The 23633-nt window shown below is 70.1% G+C and carries 22 protein-coding genes, 1 pseudogene and 2 riboswitches; of the genes and pseudogenes, 8 read left to right on the plus strand and 15 right to left on the minus strand.

All coding sequences use genetic code 11. From position 1 onward, the window contains the following. The first annotated feature begins 1 nt into the window (after position 1). Positions 2–1351, plus strand: coding sequence for a GntP family permease (locus AC1QRC_RS19340; RefSeq protein ID WP_484204839.1), 1350 nt, complete (start codon positions 2–4; stop codon positions 1349–1351). A 64-nt stretch (positions 1352–1415) separates the two neighbouring features. Here the strand turns inward: AC1QRC_RS19340 and AC1QRC_RS19345 are convergent, their stop codons facing one another. From AC1QRC_RS19345 to AC1QRC_RS19375, 7 genes are all read right to left on the minus strand, one after another. After that, the gene (locus AC1QRC_RS19345; protein ID WP_484204840.1) at positions 1416–2501 is read right to left on the minus strand and encodes a GTP-binding protein; all 1086 of its coding nucleotides are present in this window, start codon (positions 2499–2501) and stop codon (positions 1416–1418) included. An 88-nt stretch (positions 2502–2589) separates the two neighbouring features. Then, positions 2590–4275, minus strand: a complete 1686-nt coding sequence (locus tag AC1QRC_RS19350) for an ABC transporter permease (RefSeq protein WP_484204841.1) — start codon at positions 4273–4275, stop codon at positions 2590–2592. Next, positions 4268–4379: riboswitch (TPP riboswitch) on the minus strand. (Overlaps the previous gene by 8 nt.) After that, positions 4349–4540 (minus strand): hypothetical protein, encoded by a 192-nt coding sequence (locus AC1QRC_RS19355; protein ID WP_484204842.1) that lies wholly within the window; start codon positions 4538–4540, stop codon positions 4349–4351. Its footprint overlaps the riboswitch before it by 31 nt. A 168-nt stretch (positions 4541–4708) precedes the next feature. Further along, positions 4709–5056: a hypothetical protein gene (locus AC1QRC_RS19360; protein ID WP_484204843.1), complete on the minus strand. Its 348-nt coding sequence runs from the start codon at positions 5054–5056 to the stop codon at positions 4709–4711. Between the two features lie 291 nt (positions 5057–5347). Then, on the minus strand, positions 5348–7471 hold the full coding sequence (locus tag AC1QRC_RS19365; RefSeq protein WP_484204844.1) for a cell wall-binding repeat-containing protein: 2124 nt from the start codon (positions 7469–7471) through the stop codon (positions 5348–5350). A 241-nt stretch (positions 7472–7712) separates the two neighbouring features. Then, complete coding sequence (locus AC1QRC_RS19370; protein WP_484206699.1) at positions 7713–7817, minus strand: hypothetical protein; 105 nt, start codon at positions 7815–7817, stop codon at positions 7713–7715. Then, positions 7771–10737, minus strand: coding sequence for a M14 family zinc carboxypeptidase (locus AC1QRC_RS19375; protein ID WP_484204845.1), 2967 nt, complete (start codon positions 10735–10737; stop codon positions 7771–7773). Before AC1QRC_RS19375 ends, AC1QRC_RS19370 begins: the two co-directional genes overlap by 47 nt. A gap of 208 nt (positions 10738–10945) precedes the next feature. Between AC1QRC_RS19375 and AC1QRC_RS19380 the strand changes: the two genes are divergently transcribed. Further along, a complete protein-coding gene (locus AC1QRC_RS19380; protein WP_484204846.1) occupies positions 10946–11194 on the plus strand; it encodes a hypothetical protein in 249 nt (82 codons plus the stop codon). 140 nt (positions 11195–11334) lie between these two features. Here AC1QRC_RS19380 and AC1QRC_RS19385 read toward each other — a convergent pair whose 3' ends face one another. The 4 genes from AC1QRC_RS19385 to AC1QRC_RS19400 all read right to left on the minus strand — a co-directional run bounded on the left by AC1QRC_RS19385 (position 11335) and on the right by AC1QRC_RS19400 (position 13710). Next, positions 11335–11892 carry a dihydrofolate reductase family protein gene (locus AC1QRC_RS19385; protein ID WP_484204847.1) on the minus strand — a complete coding sequence of 186 codons (558 nt, stop codon included), beginning with the start codon at positions 11890–11892 and terminating at the stop codon, positions 11335–11337. A 58-nt stretch (positions 11893–11950) separates the two neighbouring features. Continuing rightward, a complete protein-coding gene (locus AC1QRC_RS19390; protein WP_484204848.1) occupies positions 11951–12124 on the minus strand; it encodes a hypothetical protein in 174 nt (57 codons plus the stop codon). 111 nt (positions 12125–12235) lie between these two features. Beyond that, complete coding sequence (locus AC1QRC_RS19395) at positions 12236–13375, minus strand: thiamine ABC transporter substrate-binding protein (RefSeq protein ID WP_484204849.1); 1140 nt, start codon at positions 13373–13375, stop codon at positions 12236–12238. Beyond that, positions 13373–13483, minus strand: a riboswitch (TPP riboswitch). (Overlaps the previous gene by 3 nt.) 26 nt (positions 13484–13509) lie before the next feature. Beyond that, positions 13510–13710 carry a hypothetical protein gene (locus AC1QRC_RS19400; protein WP_484204850.1) on the minus strand — a complete coding sequence of 67 codons (201 nt, stop codon included), beginning with the start codon at positions 13708–13710 and terminating at the stop codon, positions 13510–13512. 273 nt (positions 13711–13983) lie between these two features. On the opposite strand from AC1QRC_RS19400, the gene AC1QRC_RS19405 reads away from it, so the two are divergent. The 3 genes from AC1QRC_RS19405 (at position 13984) to AC1QRC_RS19415 (ending at position 17016) form a co-directional block, all read left to right on the plus strand. Continuing rightward, complete coding sequence (locus AC1QRC_RS19405; protein WP_484204851.1) at positions 13984–14265, plus strand: DUF4235 domain-containing protein; 282 nt, start codon at positions 13984–13986, stop codon at positions 14263–14265. Between the two features lie 784 nt (positions 14266–15049). Continuing rightward, positions 15050–16267 carry a polysaccharide biosynthesis protein gene (locus AC1QRC_RS19410; RefSeq protein WP_484204852.1) on the plus strand — a complete coding sequence of 406 codons (1218 nt, stop codon included), beginning with the start codon at positions 15050–15052 and terminating at the stop codon, positions 16265–16267. Continuing rightward, the gene (locus AC1QRC_RS19415; RefSeq protein WP_484204853.1) at positions 16264–17016 is read left to right on the plus strand and encodes an MraY family glycosyltransferase; all 753 of its coding nucleotides are present in this window, start codon (positions 16264–16266) and stop codon (positions 17014–17016) included. The genes AC1QRC_RS19410 and AC1QRC_RS19415 overlap by 4 nt, the downstream gene beginning before the upstream one ends. 96 nt (positions 17017–17112) lie before the next feature. Here the strand turns inward: AC1QRC_RS19415 and AC1QRC_RS19420 are convergent, their stop codons facing one another. Genes AC1QRC_RS19420 through AC1QRC_RS19435 form a run of 4 tightly spaced genes read right to left on the minus strand, consistent with a single transcriptional unit; the run spans position 17113 to position 18281 of the window. Further along, complete coding sequence (locus AC1QRC_RS19420) at positions 17113–17301, minus strand: hypothetical protein (protein ID WP_484204854.1); 189 nt, start codon at positions 17299–17301, stop codon at positions 17113–17115. After that, positions 17301–17525, minus strand: coding sequence for a hypothetical protein (locus AC1QRC_RS19425; protein WP_484204855.1), 225 nt, complete (start codon positions 17523–17525; stop codon positions 17301–17303). Before AC1QRC_RS19425 ends, AC1QRC_RS19420 begins: the two co-directional genes overlap by 1 nt. Further along, complete coding sequence (locus AC1QRC_RS19430) at positions 17512–17889, minus strand: LCP family protein (protein ID WP_484204856.1); 378 nt, start codon at positions 17887–17889, stop codon at positions 17512–17514. Before AC1QRC_RS19430 ends, AC1QRC_RS19425 begins: the two co-directional genes overlap by 14 nt. Beyond that, on the minus strand, positions 17853–18281 hold the full coding sequence (locus AC1QRC_RS19435; RefSeq protein ID WP_484204857.1) for a hypothetical protein: 429 nt from the start codon (positions 18279–18281) through the stop codon (positions 17853–17855). Before AC1QRC_RS19435 ends, AC1QRC_RS19430 begins: the two co-directional genes overlap by 37 nt. A 115-nt stretch (positions 18282–18396) precedes the next feature. Here AC1QRC_RS19435 and AC1QRC_RS19440 point away from each other — a divergent pair, with 115 nt between their 5' ends. From AC1QRC_RS19440 to istA, 3 genes and pseudogenes are all read left to right on the plus strand, one after another. After that, entirely contained in the window at positions 18397–19278 is an 882-nt protein-coding gene (locus AC1QRC_RS19440; protein WP_484204858.1) for an SGNH/GDSL hydrolase family protein, read from the plus strand. A gap of 723 nt (positions 19279–20001) precedes the next feature. Further along, on the plus strand, positions 20002–21162 hold the full coding sequence (locus tag AC1QRC_RS19445) for a glycosyltransferase family protein (protein WP_484204859.1): 1161 nt from the start codon (positions 20002–20004) through the stop codon (positions 21160–21162). 370 nt (positions 21163–21532) lie between these two features. Continuing rightward, a pseudogene (gene istA / locus AC1QRC_RS19450) lies at positions 21533–23099 on the plus strand (IS21 family transposase). Positions 23100–23633 lie beyond the last annotated feature (534 nt).

The following is a 23633-nucleotide window of genomic DNA, read 5'->3' on the forward strand; positions in this document are numbered from 1 at the left end:
CTTGATCGCCCTGCATACGACGATCAGCATCGTCGCCATCATCCTGCTCATCATCAGGTTCCGGATCGATCCGATCATCGCGCTCGTCGCAGGGTCGTTGTACCTGGGCCTCGCCTCCGGGATCGGCTTCGCGGCCACGCTCACCGCCATCACGACGGGCTTCGGCGAGATCATGGCCAAGATCGGCCTCCTCATCGGGTTCGGCGTGCTCATCGGGTCGCTGCTCCACGCCGTCGGAGCGTTCCGCGCGATGGTCGAAGCGCTGGTGCGGGTGGTCCCGGCCAAACGTCTCCCCTACGCGCTCGCCATGGCGCTGGCGACGATCTTCCCCTCGATCTATGTGGACGTCCAGGTGGTCCTGGCCGCGCCGGTGGCGCGGTCGTCCTCCGGGCTGATCGGTCCACGGGGCCTCCCGCTGCTGGCCGGGGCGCTCGGGACCGGCATCTTCTGCGGCTATGTCTTCGTCGTGCCCGGGCTCGCGGCCGTCTCCATCGCCGGCCTGCTCGAGGTGCCGCTCGGCACCTACCTGCTCTACGGCATCGTCATCGGCCCGGTCACCGCGCTGCTCACCGTGTGGTTGTTCGGACTGCTGTTGCGGACCGGCTGGTGGAAGGCCGATCGGGACGAGGAGGAGCACGAGGCGCTCCAGCAGGCCGAGGAGGAAGAGGCCAACGGCGCCCTCAAGCCCCGATGGCGACCGACCCTCGGGGTGGCTGTCCTGCCGATCGTCGTCCCCCTGCTGATGATCGCCTTCGGGGCGTTCGCTGGGCTGGCCGAGCGGTCCAACGCCTTCATTGAGTTCCTCGGCAACCCGACCTTCGCGCTCTTCGTCGGCCTGCTCGGTGCGTATGCCATGGCCCGGCGCAGCCTCCGGGTCGGCGGCACCTCGGCTGCCTTCGAGAAGGGCCTGCACACCACCGGCGAGATCCTGCTGGTCACCGGCGTCGGCGGATCCCTCGGGGCAGTCATCGAGGCCACCGGCCTGGCCGAGGTCCTCGGCGGGCTGTTCTCCGTCAATGCCGCCGCACCGGTGCTTGTCAGCGTGCTGCTCGCCTGGTTCATCGCGGCCCTGCTGCACCTGGCGATCGGCTCGGTCTCGGTGGCCGCCATCACGGCGGCTGGGATCATCGCCCCGATCCTGGGGTCGCTGGGCGTCGCCCCGGTGGTGATCGGGTTGGCCATCGCGTCCGGATCGCTGTTCGCGTTGCAGGTCAACAGCAACTTCTTCTGGATGTTCAAGGCCCTGCTCGGGCTGTCCACCTCCGGCAGCCTGAAGACGTTGACGGTGGTGACCTCCATCGCCAGCGTGATCTCCATCCCGCTCGTCCTGGCGGCCAGCCTGGTCGCCTGACGGTCTCGGCCGGACCGCTGGACTGCGGTGTCCTCGAGATGAGGACACCGCAGGTCAGCAGGGCCTATGCCGCGCGGGTCGTGGCACCGAGCCAGGGCTCCAGCCCGTCGGCGGCCACCTCCCAGCGCGGGCCGCGGCCGCGCAGCTCGTCGTCGGTGAGCAGCATGCCGGCAAAGGCACTGCGCAGCTGTTCCCGGGCGTCCCCGTCACCGAACAGCCCGGTGAACAGCAGCCGGGTGAACGGTCGCTCCCGGCCCCACGACCCCTGGGCGCCGATGCTCAGCTGACCGCCGGCGCCGTCCCAGACACCGACCTGATCGGGCCGGCTGGCCACCCAGAAGCACCCGCGGGTGCGGCAGCTCACCCCGCCGAGGCCCGCGATGTCGTGCTGCAGCCGGTACGGGTTCAGCGGCACGTCCGCCGTTAACTCCATCCGCCAGGAGTGCCTCCCCTCCCGGTCTCGGAGCGGCCCCCGGTGGACGGCGGCCGCCCATCCCTCGCTGGCGGCGTGGTCGTGCAGCCCCTCCAGGAGGGTCGCGACCGGCAGTTCCGGCCACCCGCCCGAGACCGGGACCCCCGGGCGGGCCAGCTGGTCCAGCACCTCCAGCCCTTCCGGCGCGGCGTCGCCGGAGACGGTCACGACGTCGGCGTACTCCACCATGGCGCCGAGCACCTCCCCCACCCCGCGGTGGTCATCTCCGGCATCGCCCGGATAGCGCTCGGACAGCAGGTCGTCCCCGAGCAGGTCCGTCACCAGGCGCGCCCCGTCCAGGGCGACCACGACGCCGGCGACCCGCACGCTCGGGGCCACCTGCCGGTCGTGGCCCAGCACCCGGCACACGGACAACCCGTCGGCAGCCATCGGCAGGTGCACGACGATCGCCTGCCACCGCCCGAGCTGGCCGAGCCGTTCCAGCGTGGGGATGACGTCCTCGCGGACCGCGCAGCTGGCGCAGGCGTGCTCCAGCGGCACGACCTCGCGCTCGAGCACCCCGCTGAGGTCGCTCACCGTCCGGCGCAGGGTCCCGGCCGCGACGTCGAGCTCGTGCCGCACGACCACGGGCTGCGGCAGGTCGAACTGCAGGCCGAGCGTCGCGGCCGCCATGGACTCGGCATGCAGCCCGGTCACCAGGTAGAGCGGGGTCGTCATGGGGCACCTTCCGACGCGGCTAGTTGAGAACGGTTCTCACTATAGCCCAGGGCAGACGCCCGTATGCCGTGGGTCGGCCCACGTGCGGTCAGAACGTGCCGACGTGGCCCACCCGCAGCCGTTCGACCAGACCCATCACCGTCACCGTCAGCACCGAGAGCACGACGGAGGCCGCGAGCGCCATGCCGAGGTTGTCGGCGCCGGGGCGGCTGATCAGGTCATAGATCAGCACCGGCACGGTCGGCCGCTCCGCGCGGGCCAGGAAGCTCGTGGCGCCGAACTCCCCCAGCGACACCGCGAAGGCGAAGCCGGTGGCGGCCAGCAGCGGCCGCAGCATGACCGGGGCCTCGACCGTCCAGGAGGCACGCAGCGGCCCGGCGCCCAGGGCGGCGGCCGCCTGGCGCAGCCGCGGGTCGACGGAGCGCAGCACCGGCGTGAGGGTGCGCACCACGAGCGGCAGCGCGACCATCGCCTGGGCAATCGGCACCAGCACCGGGGAGGTGCGCAGGTCGAACGGCGGCCGGTCCAGGGTGATCAGGAAGCCGAAGCCGACGGTGACGGCGGAGATCCCCAGCGGCAGCATGAAGGCGGCGTCCAGCCCGGCGACCAGCCGGCGGGCCGACGGCAGGCGGGGCCGGCGGGACACCACGACCGCGACGCACACCCCGAGCACCATCGCCAGCACGGTGGCGTCGATCGCGGTGCGCAGTGAGTTCTCCAGGGCCTCGGTGACGCTGGCCCGCATCGCCGGGGAGGCCTGCGGGTCGGACAGCGCGCGGTAGTTGCCCAGCCCCCACTCCCCCCGCACCCGCAGCGACCGCACCACGAGCGAGCCGACCGGCAGCAGGATCAGCAGCACCGCGAGGCCGGCCACGGTGAGCACCGGGATGTCGCCGCGTCCGGGGGCACGCGCCGCCGACCCGGTGCCGCCGCGCTTGAGCGACTGCTCCCGCCGGGACCTGGTGCGGGCCGCGACGGCCAGCATCGCCACGACCGCGGCCAGCTGCACCAGGGACAGCACGGCCGCCGCCCGCAGGTCCAGGAACTGGGTGGTGAGCAGATAGATCTCGGTCTCGATGGTGCCGTACCGCAACCCGCCGAGGGTCAGCACGACCCCGAACGCGGTGGAGCAGAACAGGAACACCAGGGTCCCCGCCGACACGATCGCCGGCGCCAGCGCAGGCAGCGTCACGGTCCGCAGCACCTGCCACGGGGTCGCCCCCAGCGCGGCGGCGCTCTCCTCCGCGCGCCGGTCCAGCCCCTCCCACATGCCGCCGACGGTGCGCACGACCACCGCCAGGTTGAAGAACACGAACGCCATCAGGATCGGCACCCAGTGCCCGTCGAGCCCGAGGAAGCCCAGCGGCCCCCCGCTGGAGAGCAGCGAGCGGAACATCACCCCAACCACGACCGTGGGCAGCACGAACGGCATGACCACGACGGCGCGCAGCAGTCCGCGCCCGGGGAACCGCAGGCGATAGAGGGCAAACGCGAGAGGTATGCCGAGGAGCAGGGTGATCACGCTGCCCGCCGTGGCCATCGCGAGGGTGAAGAGGAGCACCCGGCCGGTCCGGGCCCGGCCGAGCACCTCGGGGATCCCCGAGAGGTCCCAGACCCCGTCCGGCCGCAGGCCACGGTCCAGCATCCCGGTGACCGGCCAGCCGAAGAAGATGATCAGGAAGGCCACCGGCACCAGGGCCAGCACGACCAGCCCCGCGGCAGGCCCGAGCACGTGCAGGCGCGGGCGCCGGCTCGGGCGGGTGGGACGCAGCATCTGGTCGACTTCCTCCACCGGTACTAACCGGATCAGGTTCGAGGGTCTGCGGCGTCCTGTCCTCGCCGCACTCTCAGCGCTGGGGCGCTCCCCTGTCGTGGTCCAGCCACCCTACCGCGGGGGCGTCCGTGCGGACGGCGCTGCCGCGGGGCCCCTGGTCGGGGGCCTCGCTGTCGTCGGCCGGGGTGAGGAGCAGGAGGGTCAGGGCGGCGAGGGCGCCGAGGTTCCATCCGGCGCGGCGCTGGGACTCACGGGTGTCAAGCACGGCGACTCCTTCGTCAGGGGCCCCGTGGTGCACGAGCAGTCACGGTTGCCCACGTGGGAGATGGTGTACACCCGGGATGTCGCAATTGCGTCGCCGCGAGCAGCGTCCCCGCGTGCAGCGCCACCGGGAGGTCAACCCCAGGGAGCTTCCCGGGTCCAGTTGGGTGGCCTACGGCTGCCCGACCCGTGGCGGCCCATCCACCACACGGGGAGGAAGGGGCCGACTCGTCGCGGATCGTCCCTTGGCGGGAACCGCCGCCCGCCGCTTGTCTTTCGCGATGAGCTCGACGTCGGGCCAGTCCTCGCCCTGCACGATCTCTCCGGTGGCACCCGTATCGCGGACCAGGGCCAACGAGAATCCAGTGCCCTCCAACGCCGCCACGACCTGGCCGCGGGCCGCACGGAAAGCCAGCCCCACAGCCTCGGCGAGGGTGAGGTTCTCCCGGGCGCTGAGCAACTCGGCGGCGAGGGTGGGCCACACCGGACCGTGCCCCCTGACGATCCTCGGCCCGCCCATGGTCCAGCATCCCCCAGGATGGGACCAACCCGCGGCGGGCCTGTGGATAACGACCGCCGGATCGCAATCCGGGGCGTCGGGGAGAGGGGTGGCGACAGACTGTGCAGTGCCCCGTATCTCGGGGCAGAGCACAGTGTCCACCACATCCACCAACGAGGCCTCCAGGGTGCGGGCTCCGGCATGCGGGCTCCGGCGTGCCAGGTCCCGCCGTGCCAGGTCCCGCCGTGCCACGGCCCGGCCCCGCGGGTGCGGGACCGGGCCGTGGCGTGGTGCGGTTGACCTCAGGCGTTGCTAGTCGAAGAACACGACGAGATCGTTCTGCACCTGCTGGGAGACCGCGTTGGTGCCGCCGAGCACGATGATCCGCTCCGGGTCGAGGCGGTCGAGCTCAGCGATGGTCGCCTCGGGCAGCGCGTCGGGACGCGTCATCAGGATCGGCCCGCCGATGGAGACCGAGATCGGCCCACCGGTCATGGCGTCGGCGTAGACCTCACCGGTGGCCACGAACACGGCGTTGACACCCGGCTCGTAGTCCCCGGACAGGGCCGCGGCCGTGCCGTAGCGGTCGTCGCCGAAGACCCGGGTGACGGTGCCGTCGGTGTAGGCCTCCAGCTCCGTGAGGACCTCGTTCGAGACGGCAGCCTCGCCGCCCAGCACGATGATGTCGGAGACCCCGAGCTCCCCCAGCGCGGCGGCCGTGGCCGCCGGGAGCTGGTTGTGCCGGGTCAGGAGCACCGGTGCGTTGAGCGCGCCGGCCCGGGAGGCGGCGGCCAGCGCGTCCGGGAAGTCCGAGCCGGCCGCGACGTAGGCCAGGTCACCGCCGACCGGGTAGGTCAGTGCGGCCTCGGCCGCCGTCGCGTAGCGGTCCGCGCCGAAGATCCGGCTCACCTCGTCCTCGGTGTCGGCCAGGGCCAGCTCCTCCAACTGCGGGATCAACGAGTTCGAGACGGCCGCGTTGCCGCCCAGGATCACGATCCGCTGCGGCTCCAGCCGGGTCAGCTCGGCGACCGTGTCGGCCGGCAGCGAGGCGGTGCGGGTCAGCAGCACGGGGGCGTCGTGCGTGCCACCGAGGGCACCGGCCGGCATCGCGTCGGGGTAGTCCAGCCCGGTGGCCAGGAACACCACGTCCTGCCCGGGGCCCCACGAGGTGGCCGAGATCTCCGCGGCCGTCCCGTAGCGGTCCGAGCCCCAGATCCGTTCGACGACCTTGCCGTCCTGGGTCCAGGTGAAGTTCACCGTGTCGGTGGCCGAGCAGGCTTCCTCCGGGTCGGGACGGGCACAGCCGCTGATGTTGTCCGTGCCCGGGTTGGTGCCGGTGTAGCTGAACGTGGTCTCGCCGCTGGCGTCGGTCGTGCCGGTCCCGGTGCCGCTGTTGGCACCGCTGACCGCGAACTCGACGACCGTGTCGGCGACCGGGGCGCCCTCGTCGTCGGTGAGGGTGGCGGTCACCGTGTGCTCGGTGCCCACCTCGGCGTTGCCCGTGTCAGGGTCCAGGTCCAGGTCGTGGGTGACGACCACGGCACCGGGGGCGCAGTCGACCTCCGGGTTGGGGGTGTAGCCGACGACCAGGTTGTCCAGGAACACGGCCGTGTCCAGGATCGTGTCGCCCTGGTCGAAGACCGAGAAGTACACCGAGTGGGCGCCCGGCGTGATCTCGGTGGAGGCGGCCAGCCGCACGGTGGCGGCGCCGTAGGTGTCGCCGCCGTCGGGGCCGGTGCCGCCGTCGAACGCGGTGCCCGCGCCGTTCTCGGGGGTCATCCCGCCGATGCCGGTGGAGTTGATGCTCACCACGTTGCCCTCGGCGTCGAAGGCGAAGTTGTTGGGGGCGCTGATCTCCGAGCCCTCGGTCGTCCACGTCGAGTTGTCGAGCTCGGCGATGAACGCGTCGTTGAACTGGGTCCCGACGTAGACCGGGAACTCCTCGGACATGAACCGGAAGTCGAAGGACAGGCAGTTGGACCCGGTCGGGACGTTGAGGTCGACCTTGAGGATCGTCACGTCCCGGTCTGTGTTGCCGCGCACGGGAGCGCCGCCCAGGGGGTTGGAGGCGTGGGCGCCGGGCTGGTCGACGTCAGTCACCAGCCCGCTGGACAGGATGGCGAAGGTGCCGCCGTTGGTGGGAAAGCCGGTCAGCGCGCTGTCCCCCACCCCGGCGGTCCCCGGGTCCGGCTGGGTCTCGAAGCTGGCGCCGGTCACGTTCGCGGAGGGGGAGGCCAGCGCCTGCGCCAACTCGGAGGCGCTACCGGGGGTGATGGCGCTGGGTCCGACCTCCAGCGCGTCGACGGATGGGGCGGTGCGATCTGGGTATTCTTCCTGGGCGGTGGCACCGCCGGGGGCGAGTGCCACCAGCAGCAGCGGGGCAATGCTGCCGGCGGCCAGCCCGGCACGCAGCCGGGATGATGTGGTGCGGGGCATGAGTGGTGCTCCTTCGGCTCCGGGCCGCGCGCGGCCCAACAGGGGTGGGCGCACGCGACCACGGGATGCCGAAGCGTCGGCCGGGGCCGACCGGCAGGGTTGTCGCACAGGAAGAGCAGTCACGGTTGCCCTGGTGCGCAACATAACTACACCCGGTATGTCGCACTTACGTCGCTGTCCGCAGAATCACGCAACGCCGGCCACGACGTGACCGGCGTTGCGCGACCTATGGCTGCGCGCCTCAGCGGGCGTCGAGCACCTCTCGCAGCACCTCCAGGACACCCTCGTTGACGGCCGTCTCACCACCGAGTACGTAGGCGTGCGTGGTGTCCTCCGACGCCTCGATCCAGGTGCTGGTCGACTCCGGGAGCCGGTCGGCGCGGGTCAGCACGATGACCTCGCCCAGCACACCGCCGGGCAGCGCGTCGACCAGGTGACGGTCCTCGCCGGAGGCGACGGTCACCGAGGTGGCGTCCAGACCGGCGGCGACGTAGTGGTCGGCCACCGCGGTCGCGGTCTGCCACCGGTTGTCGCCGAAGACGCGGACCGGGTCCGGCAGCTCCTCCAGCACGCCGTCGGAGATGACGCCGACACCGCCGACGGCGACGGTGGCGTCCACGTCCTCCAGGTAGGTCGGCCGTGACCACAGGGACCGTCTCCTTGCGGACCAGCACGATCGGCGTCGCCGCGTCGGAGGCGGCGCCGGAGACGGCCAGGGCGTCGATCAGGTGCCCGTCCTCGCCGGAGGCCACGACCGCGTCGGGACCGCCGATGAGGCCGGCGACCTCCGTGGCGGTGCCGTACCGGTCGTCGCCGAAGACCCGGCTCACCTCGATGTCCAGCGCCTCCAGCTCCTCGACGACGGCCTCGTTGATCGCGGACGCACCGCCGACGATCTGCACCGAGGTCACCCCGCGTTCCTGCAGGTCCTCGACCACGACCGCCGGCAGCCGGTCGGCGCGGGTGGCCAGCAGCGGCTGCTCCTGCCCGTGGGCCAGCGGCGCGGCGACGAGCCCGTCGACCAGGTGGTCGTCCTCCCCGCTGACCAGGGTCACCGAGGTCGCGACCGGGAAGGCCTCGCGGCCGATCTCCACGGCGGTGGCGTACCGGTCGGACCCGCTCAGCCGGTCGACCGACCGGTTCGCGTCGGCGGCGACGCGGACCAGCTCGACCAGGCCCGCGGCATACTCCTGCGACTCCTCGTGGCCCTCCTCGTAGGGCGGCTGGAAGCCGACGCCCTGCCACTGCTGGAGGTCCTCGTTCCACAGGTCGTTGCCGACCTCGAAGTCCCAGGCGATGATCCCGTAGTCGTAGTACAGGTGGTCACCGGAGTTGCCGGCGGCGCTGTAGAGCACGTCGACGACCGGGCCGGTGTTGGACGGCCAGGTCATCGTGCCCCGGTGCTGGCTGATCGCCGCGATGATCCGCTGGGAGGCGTCGAAGAACTGCTCCTCGACCTCCGGCTCGGGGTAGGGCAGCGGCACCCGCCCGGGCATCTCGTAGGCGCCCGGGGACCACATGAAGTAGCCGCCGTAGCTGTGCACGTTCATCGCGTGCGTGATGTTCGGGTGCTGGTCGGCCACAGCGTCCACGTTGCGCGACTCCGGCTCGGAGAGCTCCTCCGGCCCGGCAAAGACGTCGGAGCGGCAGTTCAGCGAGCCGCCCACGAACCCGTCGTGGACCGAGCCCACCGCGTAGTTGCGGTTGATGTCCACACCCCAGCTGTCGGCATACTGCGGGTCCCGGTCCAGGCCCTCGCAGTGCTCGGTCATGTTCCGTCGCTGCCAGTTGTTGTCGTTGAAGGAGTAGTTCGCACCGTCCGGGTTGACGACGGGCAGGACGAAGATCTCCACCTCCTCGAGCAGTTGCGCGGTCTCCTCGTCGGTGTAGGCGTTGGCCAGCATCCGCTCGGCGAACTCCAGGGTCGCCAGCGGGGTCACCCACTCCCGGGCGTGCTCCTGGCTGTAGGCGAAGACGCCGGGTCGCGACCCGTCACGGTGCTCCCCGATCCGCAGCATCCGGACCGTGGCCGGCTCCGGGTCCAGGTGCGAGCCCTCCAGCCCGTCGTCCAGGACCTCCACGGCCTCCGGCATCAGCGCGCCGGAGGACCCCTGCGGCACGAAGGCGCTGAACTGCTCGGGGAACTCGGCGGTGATGAAGGACGCCACCTCGTCGGTCGTGCTCGTCACCTCCCCCTCGGCGTCGGTGGCCAGGGCGAGGAACAGCGTGCGGTCCGCGTAGCTGCCCTCCAGCTCCTGGTCCGGCTCGCCGGGCGCCTCCACCCGCACCTCGATGTCGTTCGCCCCGTCGGAGCCGTAGTCGACCGACTCGATGACGACGGCCCCGGTCGCCCGGTCGCCCACGAGGGCCTTGGCAGTGCGCCGGTAGCCGTTGGTCAGGTCGGGCAGCTCGACGATCTCGGCCAGCTCGGGGTACTGCTCGGCGAGCCGGTCGATCCGCTCGTCGATCTCGGCCGGCGTCATGTAGCGGTCGATGAAGTCGTGCTGGTAGCCCTCGGGCAGCTCCGGCGTCCCGGCCCGCGGCCACAGGACGGGCTCGGCGGAGGCGCTCCCGTCCTGGTTGGACGTGGCGGTCACGGCGACGGGGGCGTCCGGCAGCGGCACCGGCAGGTAGTAGTGGAACATGTACTCCCCGGCGTCGACGTAGCGGAACAGGGAGAAGGTGCCGGTGGTGCCGTCGGCGGTCTCCCACTCCACCTCGATCTGCAGCTCGGGGTCCTCGGTCGCCGAGGTGGACACCTGGACCTGCAGGAAGGTCTGCCCGGCGTCCTCCCACCAGTAGGCGTGGTCGAACGTCAGCGTGTCGGCGGGCTGCACCTGCCCGTTGACCGTCTGCGGCGTCAGGCCGGTGGCGCGGCGCTGCTCGGAGGCCTCCCGGCTCGCCTCGAACCGGGCCTGGGCGTCGCCCTCGCGCTGGATGACCTGGCGCACCGTCGCGCCCTGCTCCTGGAGGGCGGCGAGCTCGTCACCGGTGAGGACGAGGTCGACGAGCACGGCGCCGTCCCGGGAGTCCGGCGACGGGGCAGGCACCGCCGCGATGTCGGCACCGTCGGCGACGAGCGTCTCAAGGACCTGCCGGTCCGGCAGCTCCAGCCGCAGCAGCGCCCTGTCCGAGCCCTCCGGGAGGCCCTCGTGCTGGACCTGTTGGGCACCCGGTGGAGCACCGTCCCCGGGCGCCGCGAGCGCCCCCGGGGTGGCCACCAGCAGGGCAGCAGAGAGGGCAACGGCGAGACGACGACGCGACATGGGCGTTCCTTATCGGAGCGTGCTGTCGGCCGTGACAGGGGGTCCCGGATCTGCCGGGCACAGCTGACGATTCGGTGCGTTCAATCCTGTCCGGGTGACGTTGAGCCGTCAACCGGAAGGGGTGGCGCGGGCACGGGTGGTCGGCCCGTTGACGCTGCCGGCCACCGGCCGCCGCGCGCGTCCGGTCGCCCGGGGCTATGGTCGAATGATGGACACGGAAGAGAAGGAAGCACTGCAGAGCTGGTGGCTGGCCCTCTCCGAGGAGAGCCAGGCACAGGCCGGCCGGTTGGCCGAGGGAGACACCATCCCGGAGGGCCTGTGGGTCGAGCTGTACGAAGCCGGTGTTCCACAGGCCGCCTCGTGGTGGCCCCGGACCGAGGAGGAGGAACGACTCGCGCCGGATCGGTTCGTGCGGTTCGTCGCCGACCAGGACAAGGACGCCGGGCCCGTCAACTGACCCCGCCCTCCTGGGACACCTGGCGGCACGGCATGGCGGGTAACTTTCCGGCTACTCACTAGCGGATTTTGCGGCTACTCACTAGCGGCTTTTGCATCTCCGGCGGGCGGACCGGGGCGCTCCCCGATGGTGAGCCACCCTCAGGCCTCGGGACGCAACCGGTAGGTGAGCACGGCGTTACCCACGGACGTCGCCGCGCTGTCGACGAGCTCCAGCCGAGTGATCGGGACCGTGTCGTCGAACAACCGGCGCCCCTGGCCCGTCGCTGGGTGGGTGGTCAGGGTGAGCCGGTCGATGACGCCGGCCAGGAACAGCGACCGGATCGTGTCGATCCCGCCGGTCACCGTGATAGCACCCTCCGACCCGTCCTCGGCGAGGCGGCGGACGTAGTCGGCCGGGTCGCCTTCGGCGACCACGCTGTTCTCCCACGTGGACACGTCGTACACCGTCGAGGTGATCACGTGCTTGCGCACCGGGTTGATGAAGGCGCCGAACGGGTCGTCCCCCGCGGCGTTCGGCCAGTAGTCGGCCCACTCCTGCCAGAGCTTTCGGCCGATGACTACGTCGGTGACGTCGCCGATGCCCTGGCCCATGAACTCCATCTCCTCCGGGCCGAAGGCGTCGAACTGCCACTGGTCGGGTGACTCCACGACCCCGTTGATGGCGTGGAACAGGTGTGCGCTGACGGTGCGTGCCATGAGGAGAGCCTCTCGTATGCAGTGGGTCGCCGGGATAGACCCGTGCCCACCGCGGAACTCATCGGCTCTGGCTGACCACCCTTCGGGCCGGGACGGCCGGAGCGGACGCGGTGCTGCGCTGCGGGCTCGCCACGAGGAAGGCACCGTCCACCGTCCGGGACGCCTGGGCGAGCCCGAGCGCGAGTCGGATGAGGGCCAGCAGGCCCACCATCACGGCGATTGCAATCCACATACATCGAGTGCACCGCGCGCGCGATCAACAGGACAACCCACCTGAGGTAAACATCGGCCAACAAATGCTCTCGGGCTGGCCTCATCCCTCCAAAGCCCTCGGCGCGCCCGATCAGCCGGTCGCGATGTCGGCCCACTCCCGCACCCAGGTCTCCCGGTTGGCCTCGATGTCCTCGGGAGCGACCTCGATCGGGGTGTCGGCGACCTCGGCCCACTGCGCCCACACCTCGGGCAGCTCGACCTGGGTGGAGACCGGGAAGACGTACATCGAGTCCGGGATCGCCGCCTGCACCTCGTCGGTCAGCAGGAAGTCGATCAGCGCCTGCGCGCCCTCGGGGTTGGCCGCGCCCTCGATGACCCCGGCGTACTCCACCTGCCGGAAGCAGGTGTCCAACAGTGCGGAGGTGGTCGGCTCGTCGCCATCCTCGGGGATGGTGAACGGCGGGCTGGAGGCGTAGGACAGCACGATCGGCCGGTCACCGTCGCCACCGCCGGCGGTGAAGTCGACGGTGTAGGCGTCGGTCCACCCCGAGGTGACCTTGGCCCCGTTGGCCATCAGGTCCTCCCAGTACGACGCCCATCCGTCCTCGCCGAACTCCCCGATGGTGGCCAGCAGGAACGACAGCCCCGGGCTCGAGGTGCTGGCCCCGGGGGTGACGAAGAGCCCCTCGTACGTCGGGTCGGTCAGGTCCTCCAGGGTCTGCGGCGGGTCGATCCCCTCCTCGGCAAACCAGGTGTCGTCGATGTTGAGGCAGACGTCGCCGTAGTCGATGGGGGTCAGGTATGCCGATCCCTCACCCGCGAGCGCGTGTTCGGCCGCACCCTCCGGCAGGTCGGCGGGGGTGTACTCGGCCAGCACGCCCTCGTCGACGGCGCGCGAGGCGAAGGCGTTGTCGATGCCGAAGACGACGTCGCCGACCGGGCTGCCCTTGGTGAGCACCAGCTGGTTGGTGACCGCTCCGGCGTCACCGGCCGCCTGGACCGTCACCTGGTAGCCGGTCTGCTCGGTGAAGGCCTCGAGGTGCTCCTCCGGCAGGTTGAACGAGTCGTGCGTGACGAGCACGACCTCGCCACCCTGGGGGCTTCCGGCCGTTGACGTGCTGGTGCCCTCGTCGGTGCCACCACCCTCGCCGGCGGGCTCGTCCTCTCCCCCACCCAGCGAGCACCCTGCGAGCGCCAGCACGGTGGCGGCGGCCACGGTGCCCTGGGCGAGGGAGAAGCGGGCGCGGGTGGTACGGGTGATGGAACGCATGGATGTCCTCCGACTTCCTCCGCCGGCGTTAACCGGATCAGGTTCGAGGGTCTGCGGCGATCGGACTCGCCGCACTCTCAGCGCGTGAGCGCTCCCCTGTCGTGTGTGCGCCCGACCTTACCGTGCCGGCGGTGCTAGGAGATCCGCGGCTCCCTGTCCGGCTTGGTCCACTCCTCCTCGGACTGGGTCGGCGACTGCCCGGGGGCCTCGTCGTGAGGCGGGGTCTCGTTGAGCACCTCCGACGCCCGATCTAGCACGCCGGACGCGTGCCTGAGTGCGAGCACGAGCCAGATCAGGGCCAACGCCCCGACGGCAAGCGCGATCGCAGTCCACATCTGTCCAGCCAAGCCGCCAACCAACAAAGAGCACAACCACTATCGAGTAAGGGAGAGCCCACCTGATGCACAACTTTGACCCTTCCCAGGGATTCCTCACGCCCAGGTCATGGACAGATCAACCACCTGGGGCGCCCGATCACCCGGGCGCCTCTCGTGTCCTCTCGTCAGGGCCGGACCCCACGAGAAGGACGCCGCGACGGTCCGCAGGTAGTCTGCGAGAGAACACCCACGAACCACTCGTGGGCGGGACCGACCGAGGGAAGGTAGAGCATGGGCAACCTGGTCTGGAAGCTGATGGCAACCGGCGCCGCGATGGCGGCCGGGATCGTCGCCAGCAAGGCCACCGACGGCACCTGGAAGTTCGTCACCGGAGGCGACTCCCCGGCCAACCCGGAGGACCCGGACATCGATTGGAAAGAGGCGATCGCCTTCGCGCTCGTCTCTGGCGCCATCATCGGGCTGAGCCGTATGGTCGCCAACCGACAGGCGGCCGCGATCTACAAGAAGTCGACGGGGCACCTGCCCCAGCAGTTGGCGAAGAAGGACAGCTGACCGACTTCCTCGGCGATGATTCGTCGTCTTCGCATAGTCGCGTCTCTCGGTAAAGGAATCGCGCTAAGACGCCCAATAGCCCATAAACGAGACCTACCGCCTCAAACTTGTCGGCTTGCTCACCTACAGACGGCATGAGAGGATTCGCGCGTCTTTTGGCCGCTCCTCGACGGAGGTTTCCGCAATGACACCCCGGCGGCGCACGTCCGATGCCGTCGCTCAGGTGCTCTACGCCCTGGGCGATGGTGCATGCGTGGTCTGTGGCCGTCATCTTCACCGTGTGGCTGCGTTTTCAGTACGACTTCTCCAGGACCTTCGTGCCCGAGACGTGGACGGTGGCCGGCTGGGCAGCGCTGATCCAGATCACCCTGGGCATGGTGTTGGGGCCGTATCTCATCAGGCACCAACGCGGGTCGTTTGAAGAGGTTGTCTCCGTTGCTCGGGCGGCGCTCCTGACCGGGACTATTCCTTGGCGTCTGGGCGATATGGATCGATCCCTATATCGTTCCCCGTTCAGTTCCGGCCGTCGGCGGAGCAGTGGCCCTTATCCTCATGCTCGCGGTGCGCTTCGTTATCCGTTCCTGGCGGGCGCGAGTCGCGGTCCGGCGAGACGTCGGGGCGAACGTCATCATCTATGGGGCGGGCGTGCTCGGGCGTCGACTCCTCGCCAATATGGTGCAGGACGACCAGGCTGTCCTTCCGGCCGGTTGCCTTCCTGGATGACGACCGCCGCAAGCGCAAGCTCCGGGTCGAAGGTGTGCCTGTCCGTGGCGGACGGGACGCGATGGTCCGTGTCGCCAAGCGCTATGACGCGACGCACCTAGCAGTGGCCATCCCCCTGGCCGATGCCAGCCTGATGCGAGAGATCAAGAATCTCGCGGCGAAGGCCGACCTCACGGTCAAGGTGCTGCCGACGCTGAATACCTTGATGGACGAGAACCCGCACGTCTCCGACCTGCGGGACATCAATCTCGAGGACCTCCTCGGGCGCCGGGCCACCCAACTCGACCAGGGAGCGATCGCCGACCAGATCACTGGCAAGGTCGTGCTGGTCACCGGCGCCGGCGGCTCGATCGGGTCGGAGCTGTGCCGTCAGATCCGCCGGTTCAACCCCTCCCGACTCCTCTTGCTCGACAGGGACGAATCGGCCCTGCACGACACGCACCTATCGCTGACGGGACGCGGACTGCGCGACAGCGACGACATTCTCCTGACAGACATCCGGGATGCCCAGGCCTTGGAGCAGGTCTTCGAGCGCTTCCGTCCTGACGTGGTCTTCCACGCGGCTGCCCTCAAACACCTGCCCATCCTCGAACGGTTCCCGCTCGAAGCCTGGACCGTCAACGTCCTGGGGACGCTCAACGTGCTCTCTGCCGCAGCACACAGCGGGGTCGGCACCTTCGTCAACGTGTCCACGGACAAGGCCGCGAATCCGTCCTCGGTCCTTGGCTATACCAAACGGACGACCGAACGGCTGACCGCGCATTTCGCGACCACCCAACCGGGTCGCTACGTCTCGGTCCGATTCGGCAACGTCCTGGGGTCCCGCGGTTCCGTGGTGCCTATCTTCACCGAGCAGATCCAACGCGGGGGGCCGGTCACGGTCACCCACCCCGAGGTCGAGCGCTACTTCATGCTGATCCCCGAGGCATGCCAACTGGTCATGCAGGCGGCCGCGATGGAGACCGACGGTGATGTCCTGGTCCTCGACATGGGCACTCCCGTGAAGATCCTGGAGGTTGCCACGACGCTCATCGGTATGTCGGGGCGGCGCGACATCGAGATCGTGTTCACGGGACTGCGGCCGGCGGAGAAGATGTCCGAAGAGCTCTTCGGACTGGACTATCGCCATTCCACGAGCCATCCGTTGGTCCAGTCGGTGAGCGTCCCCGTGCTCGATCCGCTGGCGCTACAGATGGTCGACCCCCAGCGTGTCGACGAACTGGTGGGGTGGCTCCGGCAACGCTCGAGTCCGGTGGAGAGCGTCATACCCCGCACATGATCGAGTGGTCCCTGCTCGCGCTGGGCGCCGCCGCGGCGACAACAGCCCTCGCCCCTGCCGTCCTCCGGCTGCTGCACCGCCTGGGTGCCCTGGACGTGCCCAACCACCGTTCCTCCCACGAGGAGCCGACGATCCGGGGCGGCGGCGTCGCCTGCGCGCTCGGGATCCTGGCCACGGCCGCCGTCGCACAGGTCCTCGGCGTGGACGTTCCGTGGCCAGCCCTCGCCGCCGGGCTCGCCATGGCGCTGCTCGGTTTCGTCACGGACCTGCGCGACCCGTCAGCCATCGCCCGCCTGGGGCTGCAGATAGCCACCGGGGCTGCCCTGGGTGGCGTGCTCGGAGGCCCAGGGAGTGTGCTCCTCGGGGCGGTCGCCTTCCCGGTTCTGATCAACGCCGTGAACTTCATGGACGGCATCAACGGCATCACGGGGCTCACGGTCTGTGCGTGGGCCCTCGTGATGCTGTTCATCGGCCCCTCCCCCGAGACCCTGGTCCTGGCCGCTCTCGCCGGGGGCGCCGCCTTGGCGTTCCTGCCCTGGAACGTGCCAACCGCCCGCATGTTCCTCGGGGACTGCGGCAGTTACCTCTTCGGTGGCATCCTCGCCGCAGCACTGGTCAGCGAGCAGGTCTCCGCGGCGGGCCTGTGGTGGCTCGTCGCCACCCCGCTCCTGCCCTACCTTCTCGACACTGGGTCCACGCTGGTGCGTCGAGCCATCCGCGGGGAGAACCTGGCTCGAGGCGCACCGTGAGCACCTCTACCAGCGCCTGTCACGCCGGCCCGGCTGGACCCACGCGAGGGTCGCCCTGCTGTATGCCGTGCTCGCGCTGGCCGCTGGCGCGTTGGGCTACGCCATGCTCGGCGCCTGAGCACCGCTCACCTGCCGGTGAGCTCGTATGACGTGCCGTAGCTGGTCGACATAGCCGGACAGGTCACCCGAGCGCAGGGCCGTGCCCAACTCGGCGGTGCGGCCCTCGTTGAGGCGGTTGATCGACATACCGCCGGAGGTCATGTCGAAGTAGGCGACGGGCACCATCAGCGAGGTGATGTTGTCCGCCTCGATGCTCGGCGCCCACGTCGACCAGGGTCATCAGCTGCTCGAGCGTGAGGTCGCCCTCGATCTTGACGTTCTGGTAGCAGCATCGGCAGCAGCTCCACGAGCTTCTCCGGCTCGTCCTCCCGGATCTCCACGAGGCGGTCCATCATGCCGACCAGCGCGGCCCGGTGCCGCTCGGTGCGGTCCAGGTCACCCAGCGGCATCGTCTTGCGCTCGCGCACATAGATCAGGCCGTCGGTGTTCTCCAGGAAGATGCGACCCTGCTCGAAGACCAACTGCCGCCCGGTCGACTCGACGGTGACGGCTGGTCGCGTGCTTGTTCTCCACCCAGAACCCGTCCATCCACCGGGTGAGGGCGATGAACATGTCGAAGTTGGTCTGGGCGACGAAGTCGATCTCCAGTCCGCCCATGAGGTCGGACACCGTCTCGCGCAGCAGCGGGATGCCGCCGCGGGCGTAGGCCTCGTTGATCTTGTTCTTCCCGTAGCCGGGGATGTCCACGTAGGAGTCACGCGCGATGGAGACGAGGTTCAGGTGCTCACGGTCCGCGGAGAGCTGGACCAGCACGATGACGTCGGAGTGGCCGCTGAAGTCGTTGGTGCGCGAGTCGACTGCCGATCAGCAGCGCCGTGATGGTGCCGTCGGGCAGTTCCTCGCCCGCCGCACTCCTCGTCGTCCTCCGTCGGCGAGGCAGTGGTCGTGGTCTCGGCTGCCTCGGTCGGCTCGGGAGCGGCGGTTGCCGTCTCCGCGTCGGTATCCGGCGCCGCCGTGGGCGAGGCCGACGTCGGGGCGACATCGGAGGTCACCGCTGCTGCGTCGGGCACCCGGTCGGTGGCCGTCGCGAGGGCGATGTCATCGGTGTCGGTCTGGGCGCCGTCGTCGTCCTGGCCGCCGCAGGCGGTCACCATCCCGAGGCACAGGATGAGCAGGAGGACGCTGAGTCGACGGACGATGGTCATGGATCTCCTTCACGCCGGGAGGGCGTCCCACGCCCCCGTGTGCGGGTAACAGTGAACCACGCCGGACGTCGCAGCGCGTCGTTCCGTGCGCGACCGGGCTGGCACAATGACGGCCATGACGACGCGCAGGGTGTTGGGGGCTGCCCTGGGACTGGGGCTCATCATCCTCAATGTGGCCATCATCGCGCTCGTGGTGATCTCGACGTCCCAGCGGGGCTGGTCGGGGCTGCTGGGCACGGGACACGCCCGAGGCCGCCGCAACGGCAGACTCCGTCGGCACCGATCACCGAGCCCTACACCGAGCCCTGAGCGGACGGAGGCCTCGCCGTCGACCAGCAGCCCGAGCCCGACAGAGACCGCCGAGCCGGAGCCTGAGCCGACCCTTGCCGAGCGGTACGCCGACGGCGAGGACCTCACCGTGGTGGTGCTCGGCGACCAGACCGGGGTTGACCCCGCCGACTGGGTGCTGTCCTGGGCCCGGCAGCTGTCAGCCGTCCACTCGGTGGAGGTCCATGTGACGTCCACCGGCGACCCGACGCTCTACCTCGGGCCCGAGTCGCTGGGCACGGGCGAGCCGCTGATCACGATCTACAACGCCAGCCACATCGGCAACACCCCGGGTTACGCCGCCAACCGGCTGGGCGCCATGTTGCCCGAGGACCCGGACGTGGTGCTGCTCAACTTTGGTCGCTCCAACAGTCAGGACGACATCGCCGAACAGTTGGACTCCTTGTGGGAGGGTCTGACGCAGGACCGCGAGCTCGACACCAGGGTCCTGATCCAGCCACCTCGACAGGACGGCCAACCCCAGCTGGACGACGTGACGCGTGACTGGGCGGAGGACGTCGGGGCGGACACGATCGACGTGGCGGAGGTCTTCGCCGAGGAGGGCATCGTCTGGGGCACCGTCTCGACCCGCGACCCGCTCTCGGTCAACATCTACGGCGCCGGTCGCTGGGCCGAGATCGTGCAGTCCCAACTCCTCGACAGCGAGTAGGGCAGGATGGCGTCGATGGATCAGACCCTGAGCTCGTTGCGCACGCAGCTCTGGCACCTGCGGCGGGGAGGCATGCGCCAGTGGCGGACGAACAGGGCCAGGGTGCGCGCGACCGGGGGGGTCGTCTTCCCGGCGGCCCCACCAGAGACCCAGCTCTGGAGCCGCGATCGCGAGGTGGCCGAGTGGCCGCTCCCTCAGCGGCCAGCCCCGGCGCGCCATGCGGGTCGGCGTGATCCTGGACGACTTCAGCGCGCTTGCGTTCGGCTACGAGTGGGACCAGACCGCGCTCACCCCCGGCGGGTGGCGCGACGAGTTGTCTCCACTCCCCGATCTGCTCTTCGTGGAGTCCGCCTGGGCCGGCAGCGGCGGCGCCTGGCGCTACGCCCTCACCGGGTCCCAACGCCCCCAGCCAGGAGTTGCGCGACCTAGTGGGCTGGTGCCGCGACGCAGGGAGTGTGCCCACGGTCTTCTGGAACAAGGAGGACCCGGTCCACTTCGACGACTTCATCGACACGGCGGCCCTGTTCGACCACGTGCTCACGACCGACGACGCGGTGGTGACGGACTACCAGGCACGCCTCGGTCATGAACGGGTCGCGGTGATGCCCTTCGGTGCCGCCTCGTGGATCCACAACCCCATGCGGCCCGCCGGGCACGCTCGGCGCGACGTGGCCTTCGCCGGCACCTACTTCGCGCACAAGTACCCGGAGCGGCGCGCAGCAGATGGAACTGCTGCTCGGCGCCGCGGCCGCCGTTTCCCCGCGCCTCCCGACGGGCTTGGAGATCTTCTCCCGGTTCCGGGGCGGCGACGACCGCTACCAGTTCCCTGCCCCGTTGGACGACTACGTCGTCGGCTCGCTGTCCTACTCACAAATGCTCACGGCCTACCGCGAGTTCAAGGCCTTCCTCAACGTCAACTCCGTCACCTCCAGCAGGACGATGTATCCCCGACGGGTGCTGGAACTGGCCGCCTGTGCGACCCCCGTGATCTCCACCCCCGCGCCAGCCATTGCCGAGATCTTCCCGCCGGACGAGGTCCTCACGGTCACCGAGCGGGACCAGGCAGAGTGGACGGTCCGCGCGCTGGTCGGCAACGTCGAGTGGGGTGACCGGCTAGGCCACCTCGCCGCCCGCCGGGTGCTTGCCTCGCACACCTACCGCCACCGCGTCGACGGCCTGCTCGAGTCGGTGGGACTCGGCCAACACCGGGTCAAGGACCCGAGCATCTCAGTCATCACCTCAACGAAACGGCCTGAGCACCTTCGATCTCTCGTGCAGACCGTCGCTCATCAGCATGAGGTCAGTCCCCAACTCGTGCTGCTCACCCACGGTTTCGAACCAGACTTTGACTTGCGCGGTGAGGCCGCAGCCCTCGGCCTCACGGACGTGGTCCTGATCAGCGCACCCGAGGACGTGTCCCTGGGTCACTGCCTGAATCAGTGCATCGACGTTGCCGACGGCGACGTGGTGGCCAAGATGGACGACGATGACCTCTACTCCGAGCACTACCTCGCCGACCAACTCCGCGCGTTGGACTTCTCCGGGGCGGACGTGGTCGGCAAGCACGCTCATCACATGCTACTTGAGTCGATGCAAGCGCTCCTCGTCCGGTTCTCCCACTACGAGAACCGCTTCAGTCACTTCGTCATGGGACCGACCCTGATGACTCGGAGAGAACTCGTCCGAGATCTGCGGTTCGCCGACGTCAGCCGCGGCGAAGATTCCGACCTGCTAAATCGTCTGCTACTGGGTGGTGGGCGAATCTACGCCAGCGATCGCTTCGGGTTCGTGCAGGTGAGGCGCGGATCTGGACACACATGGCAAGCGAATGACGCTGAACTCCTGGCGAACGGGCAGGTTCTGGCCTTTCGGAGCGAACGCTGAGCACGCGTTGATCTAGCGTAGCCATGGCCGATGCTCAGCAACAATGAACAACTCGGACCTGAGTTGGCTACCTTGGCGTGATTCTGGCGGGTCGTAGCTCGCTGACGTGCTGTTTTGTCGTACAGGGTGGTCACTAACAACTGGGTAGCCTTGCCTGGTGGGAACGTTCGTGCGCCGGGTTGTCGGCGGCCACGGCAGACTGCCCGGAGACGGTCAGGTAGTGCCCGTTGGCGGTCATGAGAACTGCCCGCTGACGGTCAGGGGATCTGCCCGACACGAGTTCGTTGCCCTCACCGGTTCCCACGGTTGGGGCCCCTCCTCAGGTGCGATCGACGGTGCTGAAGCGCCCATCGCCCCTGAGGAGGGACAAGTGAAGTCTGCCGAGGAGATCATGGAAATTCTGGATGCCTACGACCTGACCAGGTCGTTGCGTGACGCCGGTGAGCTGGCCGGTTGCTCGCACCACACTGTCAAGGCGTACGTGCAGCGGCGTGCTGCCGGTGGCCGGCTGGACCGGCCGGCGGCGCCCGCGGATGATCGACGGGTACCTGCCGAAGATCGAGGAGTGGGTCGAGCGCAGTCAGGGCAAAGTCCGCGCCGACATCATCCACGAGCGGCTCGTCGGCATGGGGTTCACGGGCACCGAGCGCACCACGCGTCGGGCCGTCGCGGAGGCGAAGGCGGCGTGGCGGGCGGGCAACCGGCGCACCTACCGTCCGTGGATCACCGAGCCGGGATTGTGGTTGCAGTTCGACTGGGGCGAAGGCCCCAGAGTGCCCGGGCCGGACGCGGTGCCGCGGCACACGCTGCTGTTCTGCGCATGGCTGGCCTGGTCGCGGTTCCGGGTGGTGATCCCGGTGTGGGACCAGAGTCTGCCGACGCTGATCGCCTGCCTGGACGCGACGTTGCGGCGGATCGGTGGGGTGCCGACCTACGTGCTGACCGACAACGCCAGGACGGTGAGCATCGACCACGTCGCCGGCGTGGCAGTGCGTCACCCGCAGATCGTGGCGGCCGGTCGGCACTACGGCACCCAGGTCCACACCTGTGTCCCCTTCGACCCCGAGTCCAAGGGAGGCACGGAGTCCACCGTCCGGCTGGCGAAGGCCGACGTGGTGCCCACCGAGGCCAACCTGCGCCCGGCCTACGGCTCGTTCGCCGAGCTGGAGGAGGCGTGTGAGGAGTTCTGCGCCAAGGTCAACGGGCGGGTCCACCGCGAGTCGGCGCGGATCCCGGCCGAGGCTCTGTTGGAGGAGCGCCGGCGGCTGCACGTGCTGCCGGCCGCCCCGCACACCCTGGCGCTGGGCGAGACCAGGACGGTGAACACTGATCAGACGGTGCGTTACGGCTCGGTGCGCTACTCCACCCCGCCCGGCTTGGTTGGCGCCGAGGTCTGGGCCCGCGTCGCCGGCACTGAGCTCGTCCTGGTCGCTGACCTCGACGCACTGCCCCGCCGCCCGGGCTGGGCCGGTGAGCGTCGCGGGCTGGTCGAGGTGGCCCGCCACCGCCTCTCCACGCCTGGTACTCCGCGGATCGATCTGGCCCACTACCCCGACCATCCCCAGGACCCCCACGGGGCGCCGCGCCCACCACGGCCCCGGGCACGCAGCGCCGCCGAGCGCGACTTCCTCGACCTGGGTCCCGGCGCCCACGACTGGCTGATCGCGGCCTCGGCCGCCGGGACCACGCGGATCCGGGCCAAGATGGCCGCCGCCCTCGAGCTCGCCGCCCTCGTCGGCACCCCGGCCGTCGAGGCGGCCCTGGCCGCGGCCGCCCAGGCCGGACGGTTCGGCGAGGAAGACCTCACGGCGATCGTCGCCCACCAGGCCACCGCTGCCGCCACCGGCGATCTCGTCATGGCCGACGAGACGCACTCCGCCCAGCCCGGCACCGCCACCTGGGCCGGCTTCACGACCAGCAAGGAGACCACCCGATGACCACCACCACGACGACCACCGCGAGGGCTACCACGATGCCGGCGGCGCCGCCGCTACCCGAGGACCTCACCGCCGTCCTCAAGCGCATGCGCATGCCCTACCTACGCGCAGCCGCCCCCGAGGTCCTCGCGACCGCCAAAGCCCAGCGGTGGGACCCCACCGAGGTCCTGCGCGTCCTGCTCGCCGAGGAAGCACGCGGCCGCGACGAGGCCACCCGGGCCATGCGCCGCAAGACCGCCGGGCTGCCCGCCGGGAAGACGTTCGAGTCCTGGCGCGAGGACGACTCCTCCATCCCGGTCCCGACCCAGTCGGCCCTCGCGACCCTGGAGTGGGTCCACCGCGCCGAGAACCTCGCCATCTCCGGACCCTCCGGGACGGGCAAGACGCACTTCGTCGAGGCCCTGGCCCACAAGGTCATCGACGCCGGCATGCGCGTCTCCTGGTTCACCCTCGAGGACCTCGGGGTGCTGCTGCGCCGCCACCGCGCCGACGACACCGTCACCCGCGCCATCGCCCGCGTCCTGCGCGCCGACC

This window comes from Ornithinicoccus sp., assembly GCF_057176825.1.

Excerpts from the sequence above, each read along its gene's own strand:
- AC1QRC_RS19445 (WP_484204859.1), top strand. The coding sequence starts at position 20,002 with ATGGAACTGCTGCTCGGCGCCGCGGCCGCCGTTTCCCCGCGCCTCCCG.
- AC1QRC_RS19420 (WP_484204854.1), bottom strand. The coding sequence starts at position 17,301 with ATGGTGCCCGTCGCCTACTTCGACATGACCTCCGGCGGTATGTCGATC.
- AC1QRC_RS19350 (WP_484204841.1), bottom strand. The coding sequence starts at position 4,275 with ATGCTGCGTCCCACCCGCCCGAGCCGGCGCCCGCGCCTGCACGTGCTC.
- AC1QRC_RS19425 (WP_484204855.1), bottom strand. The coding sequence starts at position 17,525 with ATGCCGCTGGGTGACCTGGACCGCACCGAGCGGCACCGGGCCGCGCTG.
- AC1QRC_RS19365 (WP_484204844.1), bottom strand. The coding sequence starts at position 7,471 with ATGCCCCGCACCACATCATCCCGGCTGCGTGCCGGGCTGGCCGCCGGC.
- AC1QRC_RS19380 (WP_484204846.1), top strand. The coding sequence starts at position 10,946 with ATGGACACGGAAGAGAAGGAAGCACTGCAGAGCTGGTGGCTGGCCCTC.
- AC1QRC_RS19375 (WP_484204845.1), bottom strand. The coding sequence starts at position 10,737 with ATGTCGCGTCGTCGTCTCGCCGTTGCCCTCTCTGCTGCCCTGCTGGTG.
- AC1QRC_RS19405 (WP_484204851.1), top strand. The coding sequence starts at position 13,984 with ATGGGCAACCTGGTCTGGAAGCTGATGGCAACCGGCGCCGCGATGGCG.
- AC1QRC_RS19345 (WP_484204840.1), bottom strand. The coding sequence starts at position 2,501 with ATGACGACCCCGCTCTACCTGGTGACCGGGCTGCATGCCGAGTCCATG.
- AC1QRC_RS19395 (WP_484204849.1), bottom strand. The coding sequence starts at position 13,375 with ATGCGTTCCATCACCCGTACCACCCGCGCCCGCTTCTCCCTCGCCCAG.
- AC1QRC_RS19390 (WP_484204848.1), bottom strand. The coding sequence starts at position 12,124 with ATGTGGATTGCAATCGCCGTGATGGTGGGCCTGCTGGCCCTCATCCGA.
- AC1QRC_RS19435 (WP_484204857.1), bottom strand. The coding sequence starts at position 18,281 with ATGACCATCGTCCGTCGACTCAGCGTCCTCCTGCTCATCCTGTGCCTC.
- AC1QRC_RS19410 (WP_484204852.1), top strand. The coding sequence starts at position 15,050 with ATGGTCCGTGTCGCCAAGCGCTATGACGCGACGCACCTAGCAGTGGCC.
- AC1QRC_RS19360 (WP_484204843.1), bottom strand. The coding sequence starts at position 5,056 with ATGGGCGGGCCGAGGATCGTCAGGGGGCACGGTCCGGTGTGGCCCACC.
- AC1QRC_RS19440 (WP_484204858.1), top strand. The coding sequence starts at position 18,397 with ATGACGACGCGCAGGGTGTTGGGGGCTGCCCTGGGACTGGGGCTCATC.
- AC1QRC_RS19400 (WP_484204850.1), bottom strand. The coding sequence starts at position 13,710 with ATGTGGACTGCGATCGCGCTTGCCGTCGGGGCGTTGGCCCTGATCTGG.
- AC1QRC_RS19385 (WP_484204847.1), bottom strand. The coding sequence starts at position 11,892 with ATGGCACGCACCGTCAGCGCACACCTGTTCCACGCCATCAACGGGGTC.
- AC1QRC_RS19415 (WP_484204853.1), top strand. The coding sequence starts at position 16,264 with ATGATCGAGTGGTCCCTGCTCGCGCTGGGCGCCGCCGCGGCGACAACA.